Origin of the sequence: Vibrio sp. T9, assembly GCF_003123985.1 — a bacterium.
GTDB classification, from domain to species: domain Bacteria; phylum Pseudomonadota; class Gammaproteobacteria; order Enterobacterales; family Vibrionaceae; genus Vibrio; species Vibrio diabolicus.
The window spans coordinates 73,589-88,896 of sequence record NZ_NIGY01000005.1; the positions used below are offsets into that span (position 1 = coordinate 73,589).

The 15,308-nt window shown below is 45.6% G+C and carries 18 protein-coding genes; 6 read left to right on the forward strand and 12 right to left on the reverse strand.

The window, feature by feature from the left end; all coding sequences use genetic code 11:
• The first annotated feature begins 461 nt into the window (after positions 1-461).
• Positions 462-977, forward strand: a complete 516-nt coding sequence (locus CBX98_RS11160; RefSeq protein ID WP_005394862.1) for a superoxide dismutase family protein — start codon at positions 462-464, stop codon at positions 975-977.
• 30 nt (positions 978-1,007) lie between these two features.
• On the opposite strand, the gene CBX98_RS11165 is transcribed toward CBX98_RS11160, so the two are convergent.
• The 4 genes from CBX98_RS11165 to CBX98_RS11180 all read right to left on the reverse strand — a co-directional run bounded on the left by CBX98_RS11165 (position 1,008) and on the right by CBX98_RS11180 (position 4,764).
• Complete coding sequence (locus tag CBX98_RS11165; protein ID WP_109169223.1) at positions 1,008-2,381, reverse strand: HAMP domain-containing sensor histidine kinase; 1,374 nt, start codon at positions 2,379-2,381, stop codon at positions 1,008-1,010.
• A gap of 116 nt (positions 2,382-2,497) precedes the next feature.
• Positions 2,498-3,229, reverse strand: a complete 732-nt coding sequence (locus tag CBX98_RS11170; RefSeq protein ID WP_006741967.1) for a response regulator transcription factor — start codon at positions 3,227-3,229, stop codon at positions 2,498-2,500.
• Positions 3,230-3,375: 146 nt separating this feature from the next.
• Complete coding sequence (locus CBX98_RS11175) at positions 3,376-4,071, reverse strand: spondin domain-containing protein (protein WP_109169224.1); 696 nt, start codon at positions 4,069-4,071, stop codon at positions 3,376-3,378.
• Positions 4,072-4,080: 9 nt separating this feature from the next.
• Complete coding sequence (locus CBX98_RS11180) at positions 4,081-4,764, reverse strand: spondin domain-containing protein (RefSeq protein ID WP_109169225.1); 684 nt, start codon at positions 4,762-4,764, stop codon at positions 4,081-4,083.
• Positions 4,765-5,315: 551 nt separating this feature from the next.
• Here CBX98_RS11180 and CBX98_RS11185 point away from each other — a divergent pair.
• From CBX98_RS11185 to CBX98_RS11195, 3 genes are all read left to right on the forward strand, one after another.
• The gene (locus tag CBX98_RS11185; RefSeq protein ID WP_053808288.1) at positions 5,316-5,789 is read left to right on the forward strand and encodes a hypothetical protein; all 474 of its coding nucleotides are present in this window, start codon (positions 5,316-5,318) and stop codon (positions 5,787-5,789) included.
• A 77-nt stretch (positions 5,790-5,866) separates the two neighbouring features.
• Positions 5,867-6,796, forward strand: coding sequence for a LysR family transcriptional regulator (locus tag CBX98_RS11190; protein WP_042601221.1), 930 nt, complete (start codon positions 5,867-5,869; stop codon positions 6,794-6,796).
• A 30-nt stretch (positions 6,797-6,826) separates the two neighbouring features.
• Positions 6,827-7,210: a VOC family protein gene (locus CBX98_RS11195; protein WP_048625392.1), complete on the forward strand. Its 384-nt coding sequence runs from the start codon at positions 6,827-6,829 to the stop codon at positions 7,208-7,210.
• On the opposite strand, the gene CBX98_RS11200 is transcribed toward CBX98_RS11195, so the two are convergent.
• The 5 genes from CBX98_RS11200 to CBX98_RS11220 all read right to left on the reverse strand — a co-directional run bounded on the left by CBX98_RS11200 (position 7,190) and on the right by CBX98_RS11220 (position 10,582).
• Complete coding sequence (locus CBX98_RS11200; protein ID WP_080619260.1) at positions 7,190-7,555, reverse strand: hypothetical protein; 366 nt, start codon at positions 7,553-7,555, stop codon at positions 7,190-7,192. The genes CBX98_RS11195 and CBX98_RS11200 overlap by 21 nt on opposite strands.
• 176 nt (positions 7,556-7,731) lie before the next feature.
• Positions 7,732-8,121, reverse strand: a complete 390-nt coding sequence (locus CBX98_RS11205; RefSeq protein WP_005394852.1) for a cytochrome b562 — start codon at positions 8,119-8,121, stop codon at positions 7,732-7,734.
• Positions 8,122-8,276: 155 nt separating this feature from the next.
• Positions 8,277-9,029, reverse strand: a complete 753-nt coding sequence (locus CBX98_RS11210) for a phosphatase (protein ID WP_170902869.1) — start codon at positions 9,027-9,029, stop codon at positions 8,277-8,279.
• 83 nt (positions 9,030-9,112) lie between these two features.
• A complete protein-coding gene (locus CBX98_RS11215; protein ID WP_109169227.1) occupies positions 9,113-9,559 on the reverse strand; it encodes an SRPBCC domain-containing protein in 447 nt (148 codons plus the stop codon).
• A gap of 99 nt (positions 9,560-9,658) precedes the next feature.
• Complete coding sequence (locus tag CBX98_RS11220; RefSeq protein ID WP_109169228.1) at positions 9,659-10,582, reverse strand: DMT family transporter; 924 nt, start codon at positions 10,580-10,582, stop codon at positions 9,659-9,661.
• Positions 10,583-10,711: 129 nt separating this feature from the next.
• On the opposite strand from CBX98_RS11220, the gene CBX98_RS11225 reads away from it, so the two are divergent.
• Both CBX98_RS11225 and CBX98_RS11230 read left to right on the forward strand, forming a co-directional pair.
• On the forward strand, positions 10,712-11,602 hold the full coding sequence (locus tag CBX98_RS11225; protein ID WP_109169229.1) for a LysR substrate-binding domain-containing protein: 891 nt from the start codon (positions 10,712-10,714) through the stop codon (positions 11,600-11,602).
• 125 nt (positions 11,603-11,727) lie between these two features.
• A complete protein-coding gene (locus CBX98_RS11230) occupies positions 11,728-12,741 on the forward strand; it encodes a serine protease (protein WP_242446585.1) in 1,014 nt (337 codons plus the stop codon).
• A gap of 4 nt (positions 12,742-12,745) precedes the next feature.
• Here the strand turns inward: CBX98_RS11230 and fliJ are convergent, their stop codons facing one another.
• Genes fliJ through fliH form a run of 3 tightly spaced genes read right to left on the reverse strand, consistent with a single transcriptional unit; the run spans position 12,746 to position 15,305 of the window.
• Positions 12,746-13,186 (reverse strand): flagellar export protein FliJ, encoded by a 441-nt coding sequence (gene fliJ / locus CBX98_RS11235; protein WP_005394844.1) that lies wholly within the window; start codon positions 13,184-13,186, stop codon positions 12,746-12,748.
• A 24-nt stretch (positions 13,187-13,210) separates the two neighbouring features.
• Positions 13,211-14,557: a flagellar protein export ATPase FliI gene (gene fliI / locus CBX98_RS11240; RefSeq protein WP_005394843.1), complete on the reverse strand. Its 1,347-nt coding sequence runs from the start codon at positions 14,555-14,557 to the stop codon at positions 13,211-13,213.
• On the reverse strand, positions 14,550-15,305 hold the full coding sequence (gene fliH, locus CBX98_RS11245; protein WP_005394841.1) for a flagellar assembly protein FliH: 756 nt from the start codon (positions 15,303-15,305) through the stop codon (positions 14,550-14,552). Before fliH ends, fliI begins: the two co-directional genes overlap by 8 nt.
• Between the last annotated feature and the right edge of the window lie 3 nt (positions 15,306-15,308).

Sequence of the window (15,308 nt, forward strand, 5' to 3'; positions counted from 1 at the left end):
TTAAAACCAGAGTTTAATTTTTTCCTCTGCCATTAAGTGACTTTAGTTCCAATTTTTTATCTTATTTGATGATATAAGCAACAGTTTGACCACAAACCTATAAACAACCATATTCACATTAAAATATTCATTAAATTGATTATTTTTTATAGAAGACAATTCCGACAACTTCTTTATAAAACAATTATGAGCTTTGTTATAAAGTCATTAAAAATTTAACTTTGCGTTAATTTAAAAATATTCAGGCTATTTTTTGATTGACGTCTATTCTTTTTATATCTGAACAATCTCAATATGTTAAGTCTTAATAAAGGAGAACTGGTTTCGCAGATAGATACCAGTTTAAGACCATAGAGTGAGACACATCACTCTCTGACATAAACCCACCGCTCAACAGACATAAGGAAGAGAAGTTTTCACTAATATGTGCTTGAGCGTACAACCAAAAAGAAGGAAGTCCCATGTTAAAAGGATTGCTATGCATTTCAGTTGCTGCCACTCTCGTAGCCGCTCCTAACGTACTTGCGCAGACTGTCGCGATGACCGATCTCAACAGCAAGAAGAGCGCTGGCACCATTGAGATTTCACAAAGTGACTATGGCGTGGTATTTATGCCTCAGTTATCAGGTTTGTCATCAGGGGTGCACGGTTTCCATGTTCACACCAATCCATCGTGCGATAGCGCGGAGAAGAATGGCAAAACCGTCCTTGGCGGTGCAGCAGGTGGTCACTATGACCCCAGCAACACAGGGAAACATGGCTACCCTTGGACCGATGACAATCATTTAGGCGACCTGCCTCCACTCTACGTGGACATGGATGGCAATGCCAATCAGCCCGTTGTCGCGCCTCGCCTAAAATTATCAGATTTAAAAGGTCGAGCATTAATGATTCATGCTGGTGGTGACAATCATTCCGACCATCCTGCTAAATTAGGCGGCGGCGGTGCGCGCGTTGTATGTGGCGTTATTAAGTAGTCATTCGATAAGCCAAATTCGCGCTTCTCCTCAAGTAGCGAGAAGTGCGAATTTTTGTTGATACTCAGTGTCCGTCTCACACGTCTCTAAGTAGCTGTGGTGCAACATTAAAATTGACTGCACTATCTTTGTACCAATTCCTAATGCGCCCCCGACGGCATCTTTATCAATTCGATTGACAAAAGTGAACAGGATTCGCGACTTATCCTCACTCAAATGCGCTTGGCAATGCACTTCCGAGCCGATTGGGCTGTGGCGCAACGCATTTTCAAGCAGGTTCAATACCAACCGCTCTAAGAGTCCTTTGTCACCCACAGTTTGGATCTTGCTATCCATATCCACTTTCAACACCACTTCTTTACGAGAAAACTGGCTCTGCATCGTCTCGGCACATTCTGCCATCAATGCGCCAAGATCTATGGGGCGGTACTCGTAGTTTGGCATTGGTTCCTCTTTACGCGTGGCGTCTAATAAAGAATGTAATTGAGTTGAGAGCTTCTCACAATTTCGGAACGCGACATCAATCAGCAGATCGGATTCCGGATGCTGCAAACGCCACGTTTCCAAATAACCAAGCACACTCGATAACGGCGTTTTTAAATCATGACTGAGCTGCAACAAGCTCTGACGACGATGAGAAGACTGATACTCCAACTGTAAAAACTGCTGCTGAATGTGCTTCGCCATCATCTGATAAGAGTGCGCAATCGGCACGAGCTCCGGCACTTGGTGAGTAAAGTCAGGTTGCAGGTGAAAATCATGTTCAGCTTGCTGTTGAAGTTGCTTGGTCACACGCTCAATCGGGTTCAACAGGCTACGTTTGACCAGCACATAAGCCCCGAGAGCAAAGCCTAAAATGGACACTAAGACCAATCCTGCCAGCGCGATGTAAGGGGTATCGACTTGCGCATTGGCAATGGCGTCATGTCGGGTACTGCCAATCACCACATAGAGATAACCGACCGTAGAGCCTAATTCCTCTATCGCCGCAACAGAAAACACTTTGTGTTCACCGCGATTACGAGGATCTTCGCCTAAGATGGGAAGCGGTTCGTTATTTAAGAATTGCTGAATGGGGTTCAGATCCACCGAGTCCATAAGCTTTGCCCCATCTGGCGCAGCATGGGTGGTGATATTGCCTTGGCTATCGAGGAAATAGATTTCAAAATCAGGGCCGATCAGCATGAGGGTATGAAAGATCGACTTTAGCGCTTTAGGGTTGTAATCCGTCCCGATCATCAGCGGATTATCATCACGCATGTGGCTGGCTAGCTCTTTGTGCAAACTTTGCTTAGTGCGTAACTCGATGGTTTCTTTTTGCCAATTGTAAGTCAGTGCAATCACCACCGCCGCGAGGCAGAACCACAAGCTAGTAAATACTACCAAGCGAGATTTGAAGCTCATCTTATCGCCTCCTTAAACAGCGATGTTTTTGAAACACCCGTGATGATTAAAAAATGACGGTGAAAACAACTGCCAACCTACTGTCTTGGCTTGATGTTTTGACTTGCTTTTTTGCATTAGTGCCTTGGTTGAAACTTATACCCTACACCCCACACGGTTTGGATGAAGTGATGATCAGAATCAGACAAAGACAACTTGCTGCGTAAACGGTTTATGGTGCTACACACCGTGTGGTGATAACCAGAATGACTGGTGTTCCAAACGTGATCGAGCAATTCATCTTTACTGTAGACTCTGCCCGGACGAGTCGCGAGAAACTGCAGCAAAGTAAACTCTGTCGCGGTAAGAGTGACATCTTTGTCATTGAGGGATACTTGATGCAACTCCGGAATGATTCTCAGCGGGCCAAAATCCATCGCATCGTCGAGGACCTCATTTGCGACCTTTGCTTCTGCGGTTTGGCTGACTCGGCGTAGCACGTTTCGCACTCGTGCTTGGAATTCTAGTACGCTAAATGGCTTAGTGATGTAATCATCAACGCCCGCTTCTAAGCCGTCAACCTTGTCCATTTCACCGTCTCTGGCTGTCAGCATGAGCACTGGGCTCCAATCTTGTTGCTGACGCAAATAATGGCAGATATCTAGACCATCACCATCTGGTAAACCTCGGTCAAGGATCAATAAATCAAAGGGTTGTTGCTGATATTGCGCTTTAGCATCGGCGACATTTGTTGCTCGCGACACTTGGTGTCCTTGAAACTTAAGATGCATCTGAACCAGTTCTGCCAAATCATCGTCATCTTCCACCAACAAGATGTTAGCGACTAAATTGATTGCCTGTTGTTCCATGGTCCTTTCCTTGCCTTCGAGTATCCTCACTTTGCACATGACCGGAACAAATTAGAAATTCTTTCAAAAAAGGTTCCGATGACGCCATGAGGGATAAAGCGCTCGGCTACAAGCGCTTTGGAAAGGAGACGTCATCGGAGCCTGTGTTACTCGACTCGAGTGATGGTGACTTTCGCACCTGGGTTCAAGAAACGATGGTTCGCAGAGAGTGCTGAGTTTGCTAATCCGTCACCTTGGCTAACTACCCCCGCATGGAAGGCAACGACATCATTGCTGTCATTACGAGCGGCATTGAAGCCCTCACCGCCACCTGCTGGGCCCGGAATGGTTGCGGCAAGTTCATCGTTCAGTTCCGTGCCAGAATCCCAAACGTTCATGCTCATTTCGTAGCTTTCACCTACTGCGAGCGATTTGAGCGATAGCCCCGTTTCGCCAACAAAGGCATCGTTGGTATTCACGAACATAGACGCCACAGACAAGTAACCGTAACGACTTGGGTCAACCGTGATAGTGACTTCGTCCGATGCACCCGGCAACACCAATCCATTGCCCGAAATACCTTGGTAAATACTGTCATTGCTGTTCATCAACTCAATCAGCTCAGCGTTACTACCGCCTTCGGCAAGGTGCTCAAGTTCAACAGATGCGGCTTGTCCAATTTCAAACAATTGGTAGTCACCATTGTGAGTGAGTACCGCAAGCGGAGACATTGGTTGATTCGCAGTCAAGTTCGCCACGTTGACGGTGTAGCGGTACGATTTCACTATGTCGTTATCATCATCGCTTGGACAACCGGCGAGCAAACCGACTGAAGCTGCTACGAGTAAGATTCTGACTTTCATACATCCCCCTTACTTCACAACGATTGTGATGGTTGCAACTGGGTTTAACCAACGATGGCTGCTGCTATCTAGGTCACTGATGCCGCCGGTTGGATCGCTATCACCAAGGTTACCCGGATGCACGTGAACTTTGTCGTTAGTTACTGTTGCTTCAACGCCTGTGCCGCCAGTACCAAAGGTAATGAAAGGTGGGTTTGGCATGCTAGACGCAAGTTCATCGTTCGCTTCTGTACCAGCATCATAACTTCTTAGTGTTGCTCGGTATGTACCCGCTTCAGTTGGGATTTTCCAGCTGTCTAGCCCCACAAAACCATCATTGGTTGGCAGCAACATCGCGCTAAGAGAAAGATAACCATGGTCACCACTGTCCATGGTGAAAGTGGTTGCAACGCCTGGGTTTAAAATACCGCTTGCTGGGTTTTCTACCACAACCCCACCCGCATTACCGATGAGGCTTGCAAGGCCAGAGATATCACCACCTTCTGCCATTGCTTCTAGTTCTGGCGTTGCTGCTTGACCCGTTCTGAACATTTGAAGGTCGGAGCCATGTGCAGCAACAATAAGTGGCGTAAAGTAGATGCCTTTGGTTGCGTTTGTCACGGTGATTTCCAATTCCGCCGCATTCACTGATGCAGAGCCTAGTGCCATAGCGACTGAAGTCATGACGAGTCCGAGTTGGGTACGTTTTTTCATTGTGATTCCATCCTTTAATGAGGGTTGAACTACCCAAGCCCATCTGTACGGCTTTACTTCTTTGTTCGTGACTTGAGTAGGTTAAGCATTACGTTTCGAACGTTTTGCGTTCTTGCCTCTAAGAATGACGAGCAAATCTATCAGCAACTTCATCGAATTCTCATAAAATTCTCACAAGTTCTGTTCGAATTCTGTCAGCAGCACTTTTTTATTTATACTCAAGTAACCTCGAGATGCTTGGCTCAGCGAGAATGACTTGGTTTGAAGGCGAGGCAACAATTTGAAGATCTAGTGGTTCTAAATCGAAAATTGTTAACGAAGCATGCGAACCAAGGCAACTCGCCCTTCGGGAGCGTGTCACTGAAGCAATTTCTTCGTCAAACAACTTGGAAAGAGCTCGCTATTCCGCTTCGTTGTTTTCCTTAAACTTGAATCAGTGATAACGCTCTGAACCATGTATCTTGAAGTCACTTGAGTATATTCAGGTATTTACACTTCGCGCTTTCCCCTCCTACAATGCGATATTCCCTGTTTAAATCACGATTCTCACCATGATTCATAACGTTCTGTCTGCCTACTATGGCGAAATCTACGGCATCGCTTTTTTCAACCACTACTTGAGCCATTACGCCCAAAGTGAACAACAAACACTGTGGCAAACCTTGATTGAAGTGGAAGAACTCACCGCAGAAAAGCTCAAACCTGTACTGCTGACAAATGGCATGGATATCGAAAGTCGACACCAAGAGATGCTGGATAAAGGCTTGGCAGATGCAACCAAGTGGATTGGTTTACCATGGCAAGAGTTGGTGGCGACTCTTCTGAAATGGGTGGAGCCTTATGAGGTCAAATATCGAGAGTGGCATGAAGAAGTGAAAGCTTCAAAACAGTATTCAATCGCTGAGCGAGAAGCTATCGAATTGATTGCAGACCACGAAACGGCCATTTATCACTGTTGGCAGCAATACCATACTGGTGAATCTGGCTTGCCTGCACTCAATGCATTTTTGGCAAAATATCGTTAAAGCGAGACGGTGACACTTGAACCTCGTGAAACCGTACCAGACAATATCGTTATTCCGCTGCGCAGAACTGAACAATTATGGTTAATCCAAAACTCATTGCCCTACTTCCTGATCTTGCTTCGTTTATCTTGGTGGTAAACGAAGGCAGTTTTACCGCTGCAGCCAAACAACTCGGCGTGACGCCATCGGCTTTAAGTAAGTTGATCACACGGTTGGAACAAGCCCTCTCGGTCAAACTGTTTGAGCGCACGACTCGTAAGTTGATCATCACTCAAGCAGGACAAAAGGTTTACGACCAAAGCATCGCAATGGTGAATGCCGCCCAGCAAGCCGTTGAGCTATCTGCGGAAGATCATGCCGAGCCAACAGGCGCACTCACAGTGGCAGCCCCCGAAGCATTTCTTAATTCGGTGCTTCAACCGTTTGTGTTGCCATTCCTAGAACGTTATCCAAATATACAGCTTAAGCTGCGTGCAGCAGATGGTGAGATCGATCTGTTCCGCCAAGGTATTGATGTCGCGTTTAAGCTCACCGACAAACCCGATGAGAATTTGGTACTCAAAGAGATCAGCAAGACCAATCTTGTCTTATGTGCCTCTCCAGATTACCTCACCAAACACGGTATGCCTGAGCATCCGACTGAGCTTGAGCAGCACGATTGTATTTACCTTGCCGAAAACGACAAAGACAACATCTGGTCGTTCTTTAAAGAGGAAGCATTCCACTCCATTGCAGTGAGCGGGCGTTACGCCGTCAACCATTCTCAAATGCGCTTGAACGGGGTTAAGTCTGGCTTGGGAATTGGGATCTTCCATGACTTCGTGATCAAAGACGCGTTAGAGCAAGGAGAAGTGGTAGAGGTGCTACCGGACTGGATGATCAAGAGTAACTACCACGGTGCTATCGCGATGCAGTATGCGCAAACCAAATACATGCCTGCTCGTCTGCGCGTGTTTATCGACTTCGTTAAGGAGCATTTAGTCTCCGAGGACACTAACCATGCTTGAGGATACTAACCATGTTTGAAGAGGCTAACCATGTTTAATGCCATTCATCACGTCGCGATCATTTGCAGTGATTATCCAAGGTCAAAACGCTTTTACACCGAATTGTTAGGGCTAAAAGTCATTGCTGAAAATTATCGTGAAGCCAGAGACTCCTACAAGCTTGACCTCGCTTTACCTGACGGTAGCCAAGTTGAACTATTTAGCTTTCCGGACGCACCAGAGAGACCGAGCTTTCCTGAAGCTCAGGGGTTACGCCACCTTGCTTTTCAAGTGGATGATGTCGAGCATGTTAAAGAATATTTAGAGACGAGAGAAATTGAGGTAGAGCCCATTCGCATCGATGAATTTACAGGCAAAGCGTTTACCTTTTTCAAAGATCCAGATGGCTTGCCGCTAGAAGTTTATCAACGCTAACTTTGGTGGGGCACGAGGAACTGGCGTTTCAAATCGTACACTTAGAGCCAAAAAAGTGTAGCTTTCAGAAATGACCAAGCTCAGTTGTGGAAGTATTGGTGTAGTTGGAAGTGAATCATGATGAAAGGTCGAGAAGTGGCTAAAAGGACAAGGTTTGCCTTTATGGCTGACGGCATTGTCACTTTCTTCGATTTGAACCAATTCAAAACCATTAAGCGTACATAGCGTCGCCCACACGCCCATGCTGTTACCATGAGCATTGATAACAGGCATCAGCGTCACTAGCACCCAACTTAGAGCACTAGCAAATAGCATGGAGCGATAAAAAGGAATTAATCTACGCATAACGGTGACTTAACAAATTTAATTCAGCGTAACTAATTCTGAGTGCTAGCTCAAAAACAGGATCAATAAGTGGTTGCCACCTCACAGCTTTTCTTCAATAACGCAATTGACAGACACAAAAAAGCCCACCAAAACGGCAGGCTATTTTCATATTCTATTGTCAGCTTTTATCGCGATTAGCCGAACAGCTTACTCCAAATACTTGGGTTACGCTTGTCGTGGTATTCTTCACGTAGGCTATCAATTTCACGTAATTGTGCTTTCGCGTCTTGCAGGTTACCAGCGTCTAAGTCTGCCTCAATCTTGTCTAACGTTACCGTTAGTTTATTAAAGCCTTCTAAGTAGGTATCGAATTTCTCTGGTGGATAGTTGCCGCGCTTAGATTGCTCGACGATTGCTTGCAAGCTATCAATTGCAGACTTCATGGTTTCAACATCCGACGCTTCTGCCGCCTGTTTGAATTCCATCTTCATCTGCTTCATGTTTTGTTTTAAATCAACCGCTTCTGCCATTGCGTATGTTGAGCCAAACGCAATCGCACACCCTAGGACTAAAGGACGTAACATTTTCACTTCTCCATTTATAGTGCCGAATTCTGTGTCGGCTTTATTTACCCAAGTAACCCACGCCATAAAAGGCGACAAACTAGCTTAGTTGAGTATTTCCGGGTCGCAGTGTAAAGCAATCTTACGCCAGGTGCATACCTAAAATGTAATCAAGTTTATGCGTTGCGAATGTCGTCATACTCTGGAATTGGCTTACGGCCTCTCAGAGCTAAGAAAGACAAAAACTGCTGAGCGGTGTGAGTAATCACTTTTTTGCTATCGATACCCACTCTATCCATTAGCTCTCCAACCAAATCCAGATTACCAACATCATGACAGAAATGTGCATCACTTCCCGTTGTGAAGAAGACACCGAGATCTTTACCGATTTGTGCAATCTCGTGGCAACGGTCTACGCTACCCACTCGGCTATTCCCTTTTAGCGTGGTGTTATTGATTTCAATCGCAACATTATGCTCTTTCGCGCACGTTAAAACGGCCTGAAAATCAAAGTCGAAATTTGGATTCCCAAGATGGCCAAGCGCATCAATACGACCGTTTTGAATCACATTAATGAGCGCTTCCGTATGAGTTTCTTTGTTTGCAGGACGAAAAACAGGCTCATGGAAACTTGCAATAACCCAATCTAGGTTACGATCGACACTCAGCGGAATATCGATGTCGCCTTCGGTATTAAGAATGTTGGATTCCACACCCCGAATGATCGCGATACCGTCTAAAAATCGAGGCAGGATTTTTTGGTTGGAGAAAAACCAGTAATGCGGCGCGCCCGGCATTGATTCTGCGTGATCGGTCGTACAGAACATATCCAAGCCGTTCTCTTTCGCCAATTTTGCATTTTCAATCAAGGTGCTGTACGCATGACCACTGGCGTACGTATGTGTATGGGTATCAACTTTAAATTCCATCATCCACTCTCTTAGGTGCGCTATCTTGCGTGCTATTGTATACCTACACGTGACGTACCGTCAGCCTAAGATGAGTATTAGACTTAAGCTTGCTCCTCACTGATGGCTTTTATTAGGGGCAACGCTTTTTCCCATCCGTGATTAAACATAGAAACAAAGTCGCTGTGCGTATGAATGGTGACATTGAGTAACAAACGATCACTATTGGTGTCGATCTGATAGATCTCTCGTGATCCAATCCACTTAGATGCTAAATCCCCATCCAATTGCTGCCTATTATCCGGATTAAAAATGGCAATGTGATGAAATTCAAGACGCTGTTGCGGTTGCACGATATCGATAGTAGCTCGCGTTCCGCCCATATCGGGATCAAAAAAAGTGATGTCTTGCCCTTCTTCCCATATCCCATCAAATTGAGACTGGGGTGAGAAAACCTGTGCCCAGCGTTTGTATAACTCAGCATCGGTTAGCACTTCCCACACCCGTTGCGGTGTAGCTGAAATCTCAACGTAATAATTTAGCGTAAGCATTATTTCTCTCCCTGAACCTTTCTTGACGCTAGTTCATTGTCAGAAAAAATCAAACCACACCTCTGATTTGTCTAACTTAATCCTCTATTTTCCGACAGGCTAAGAAGTTCTCGCTTGTAACCTACCACCACGATGCGCCGTAAAGCGAACCCAACATGTGTTCAGTATGGTTGCGAGCACGATTAAACTCATCCCGATAATTTGGCTTTGAGTCATTTGGTCATCGAAAAACGCACTCTGCCAAACCGCGGTGAACAGTAGGTTAGTAAAAATAAGTGGTGCAAGTTGAGAGCCGCTGCTTGCCAGTTGATACGCTTTGGAGCGGAAAACTTGGGTGTTAATGATCATCAGGGACATCACACCGAGCCACAGCATATTAGAAGAAACAGTAGATTCCATCACATTGGCTTTGAGGAAAACATCGATGTCGTTAAACAACGTTAGCGGTAACAGAAATACGGCAGCAAACCCAAACGCCCAAAAGTTGATTTCTAATGGCGACATATCAGTTTTACTCACTTTATATAGCGTAAGCTGAGAGCCGGAATTGAAGAGTCCACCAGCTAGACCGAGTAATAAATCCGAGCGCCAAGTAAACTCCCCACCAACTCCCGCCAACATAACCACTCCAGTAAACGCCATTGCTAAAGCCGCCAATGTTGAAACGCGAATGTGGCCTCCCATAAACAGCTTTTCAACCAAAGGAATAAATAATGGGCCAGTGGCAAACAATACCACCCCTTCTACCAGCGTTAACGTTTGTAATGACGCGATGAAACACAACTGTGATAAGCCGATACAGAAGGCGCGAAGCAAAATCGGTTTTAACGTCCCAGCTTTAGGAAAGGTAAGATTTTTGAAACGAAGTAAGACAAGCAAAATAAGTGCAGGAGCCAAAAAGCGTAAGAAACTAAACAGTGTGACGGAAAGTTCACCTGTCAACTGCTTTGCTAACAACCCAGTAACAGATAAGCTTAACGTAGACATCAGCATGAAAAGGATAGATTTATTTACTGCATTCATTCGATACTCCTTAATATGTGAAGTATTTTATGAGATATCACTTATTGTAAATAGCGAGTAATATTAACCATTAATGTAAGAAAAACTTACAGGTTAACTTATCTCTCATCATGTTATGGTTTCTAAAATATGCGTAAATTAGTCCCTCTAAAATCCATCTATGCATTTGTCGCCGTGGCGGAATCTGGCAGCATGACAGAAGCAGCGCAGATATTAAGTGTGAGTCATTCGGCGGTGAGTCAGGCGATAAAATCACTGGAGACTCAGGTCAACAAACCTCTGTTTGATCGCGTAGGCAGACAAGTTCAACTTAATGCTGACGGTAAAAAATATTATCGAAAGGTTGCGCCAGCTTTAGAACAAATTGTCGATGCCACAGAAGCGCTAATCCAAGACCAAAACTTGCAACGTATTACGCTTAATATGGTGAATTCCTTGGCGCTGCATTGGTGGATTCCGCGAATGTCTAGTTTGCAGGACTTTGCTCCGCATTTAGACGTTCGTTTATCAAACCTGTCTGGCAGGTTTAATCTAGAGCAAGAAGGTATCGACGCAGCCCTCGTGCATGGAAACACCGAGGAATGGCAAGATTATTACTGTGAAAAGCTCAGTGAAGATGAACTGGTTTTGGTGTGTAGCCCTGAATTGATAGCTAAGACGAATGACTCAAATATCGCTCAACTGTTAAAGCAGTATCCCATCATTGAAGTCACTAACGAACGAAGAAAAAATGACTGGAACGTGTGGCAGAATGCGACTGGCATCCTGCGACCTAAAAGCAAAAAACCAATCACTTTTAATATGTCGATACAAGCCGTGCAGGCGACGACTCGTCGTTTAGGCTTATTGGTGACTCATCGCTTGTTTGTGAAAGATGACATCAAATATGGCCAGTTAATCGAGCTGGGTAAACCCGTCATTAATCCTAACCAACAGTTTTACTTTGTTTGCCCACCACACAAGCTAAAGCTGGAATCGTTTCACCTTCTGCGCTCGTGGTTGCAACAATCATTCAATTAAAGAAACCTTTTGTTAAGCACATTCATTGAAAAATTAGTATAAAGTTAGAAAGAGCACTTTTCATCCAAGGATGGTTTATGAAGCGGTATCAAATATGGTTAAGCGTACTCTGCCTCGCAGTACCCATGAGTGCAGTCGCTGAAAGTGAAGACGCTCATTCAGAGCAAGGTATATCAACGGCAATCATAGGCGGCCAGCAAGCCACTCAAAATCAATTGCCCTTTTTCGCACGACTCATTCTACACAAAACTGGCGCTAATCAATTTGCCAACATCTGTGGCGGAACTGTTGTTAATGACCGCTTCATTTTAACCGCCGCTCATTGTGTAGAGCCGAGTGTTTTTTCTGACGGATGGACAATCAATGATCTGCGAGTCTTAGTAAAAAACCCGACAATGAACGATGTGTTTGTTGATGAATTCAAAGATGTTCGCTCTATCACTATCCATCCAAATTACGAGCCTAGTGATTTATGGATTAATGATATCGCCGTACTTGAACTTACCCACCCGATCACCGACAACGTTCAATCTATTACGTTGCCGCAAGATTTTGGTGATTACAGCAGCAAATCGGTTTATCAGATATTCGGTTTAGGGCAAACCTCGACCAACGATGAAAATGGACCAAACTATTTGCGATGGGCGGAAGTAAAACCACTCACCGATGCGCAATGTGCTTCTTTAGTGACCGGGTTTAATGCTCAAGAAAGCTTATGTGCCAATGGGTTTCCTGAGCGCAGTTATACCGGTATTTGCAGCGGTGACTCTGGTGGCCCTCTCACCTATCAAGACAACAACGGAATGTATCAACAAATCGGTATTGTAAGCTATGGTTCTTCTGTTTGTGAATCCGCTGCGATTCCGAGTGTGTTTACTGAGGTTCTAAATTACACAACATGGATTGAAGCCCAAACCAGCTCGGGAGTGAAGACTCGTTACAATGCTCTCTTAGCAAGCACAGAAGATTATCATAGTGAAGGTGATTCCGGCTTTGAACCAGAAGATACCAACACATCTGGCTTTGAGGATAATGGCAGTAGTGGTGGCGCACTTGGCGCAGGGATGATCATACTTGGAGGCTGGTTTGGTTGGCTAAGACGCCGCAGAAATTATTCGCGCTCCAAAGAGCTTCGATAAGACATCATAATATCTTGCGCTTAACACGAGAGTTGATGATGTCTTCTATTATTTTTTGCTCTTTTTTCGCTTTTTCATAATTTTGCTTAGTACGCCATCGTTCGAGCACTTTTTCTAACCCTTGAACACGAGCGTGTTTGTGCTCCAGCGTTTTTTGTACAGACGCACATTCCGCTTGCATGACGGCTTGTTCATGCTCATGGTGGCGAAGCATTTTTTGCAGCATTTGATCGACACGATTAAAGTTCATCAGTGCTGCGCTTGTCAGTGTTGGAACAGTTCTGGTTGATTGTCCCGCATGGCCTTTCAATGCTGACAATTGTTCCAACTGCATTGAAAGATGGGAGTGACGTTGACGCATGGCATCAAGTTGTTGACCCACACGATCACGTTGCTTTTCTTCCATTTGTTGCAGCTTACCCACTGCTTTTAACTTGGATTTCATTTCAACGATACCACTCCCATTTGGTTAAGCACTTTGAAAAAGCTGCGCAAGCTCGGTCAAACTGGTTGGGTAATCCACTGACTCATTGGCGGCTTGTTGTAAATACGCACGTAAGTTTGGATACATAGCAACAGATTGATCTAATTCAGGATCTTGCCCCGGTTGATAGCCTCCTAACGGCAACAGTTCTTTCACCTGAAGATAGTTGGAGTACATCTGGCGGAAATTATTCGCGATCGTGCTATGCGCCTCCTGTGTACAGGTACTCATACAACGGCTAATAGACGCATTAATATCAATGGCAGGATAGTGCCCTTGCTCGGCAAGTTGACGCGATAATACAACATGCCCATCTAAGATAGCACGCGCAGAATCCACGACAGGATCTTGCTGGTCGTCCCCTTCCGCCAACACGGTATAAATTGCGGTTAGGCTGCCGTGCTGATTTTCACTGTTGCCCGCACGCTCGAGGAGTTGCGGTAACACGCTGAAGACAGAGGGCGGATAACCGCGAGATGCCGGGGGCTCGCCCAACGACAGAGCGATTTCACGCTGTGCCATGGCGTATCGAGTGAGAGAGTCCATCAACAACAGAACATCTTTGCCTTGGTCTCGAAAATACTCGGAAACGCGATGACAAAGCAGTGTCGCTCTTAACCTCATCAGCGGGGATTCATCAGCAGGAGCTGCGATGATAATCGCCTTCTTGCGCGCCTCTGGGGTTAAGTTTCGTTCGATGAACTCGCGTACCTCTCGGCCTCGCTCACCAATAAGACCGACCACAATCACATCGGCTTCGGTGTTTTTGGTGATCATCCCCATTAAAACACTTTTACCGACACCACTGCCCGCCATTAAGCCAATGCGTTGCCCTTTTCCGACGGTCAAGAGTCCATTGATTGCGCGCACCCCAACGTTGAGTGGGGTATCAACAGGACGTCGCTTCAATGGGTTAATCGGTTTTGGTTCAAGTGAAACACGATCTCCCCCTTTTAGCGGTGCCCCGTCGTCCAACGGCTCACCTAAACCATTCAGCACTCGCCCTAACCACTGAGCACTTAACTGCACGGTACTGTCACCGTCCAGAGGAATGACTTTCGCACCAGCAAATAAGCCACCTAAGCGCCGAATAGGCATTAAGTAAGCAATAGTGTGCTCAAAGCCCACCACTTGCGCTTCGATCATGTCGCCTTCTGCGGTTTCTACGAGACAGCGCTGCTCCAGTTTAAACCGGCACCCAACGGCTTGTAACATTAAGCCGTTTACTTTAATCAAACGCCCTGTCACGCGAGCAACAGGGATTGAATCGAGCGAAGCCAATGCTTCGCTCAAACGCTCACTCAATAGCTCATGGCTTAAGGTATTACTCATGCTCTGATTCTACCTGCGGAATACTAACTTCATCCAAAAGGTGTTGTTTTACATTGTCCATACAGGCTTCTAAACGAGAGTCGCAACTTGCATCCGCCTCTGCATCATCGGTCACTAGTTGGCAGCCACCAATCGGAAGTTCCGTATTAGCCACCAGTTTCCAAGATTGTGGTAGATCAGCATTAATGTGAGTAATTCGTTCTAAATCCTGCGGATTTAAATGCACGGTTACGGTTTCCGCTTTGCCTGGCATGGCAGACAATGTCTCATCCACCAAGGCAAGGATCTGTTGAGGCATTAAAGTGAGCTCAGCACGAATCACTTGCTGAGCCACTTTTTGTACCAGCTCACAAATCATATGACGTTGCTGTTGCTCTTTTTCGTCTTGCCAACGAGACAGCGCATGAAAGAGCTCGTTCACGGGTTTCGCCGCCTCTAGAAAGCTCTGTTTTCCTGACTGCTCACCAGACACAAAGCCTTTTTGGAAGCCTTCTTTTTGCCCATCTAACAGACCTTGTTGCTTACCCTGCTCGATACCTTGACGTAAGCCTTCTTCATGACCTTGTTGTAAACCTTGTTGAAAACCGGCTTCAAGCTGCTGTTGAATATCAACTTGCGGCTCTTGCCAACCTTGGTTATCTAGCCCGAATTCGTCTTCTATAGCCTTAGGCTGCGCCAAAGGCGGAAAACGGTGCAAACGGTATCCACTCGGCGGCAGTCGCATCGTACTTGATTTTGTCTCTACCATGAC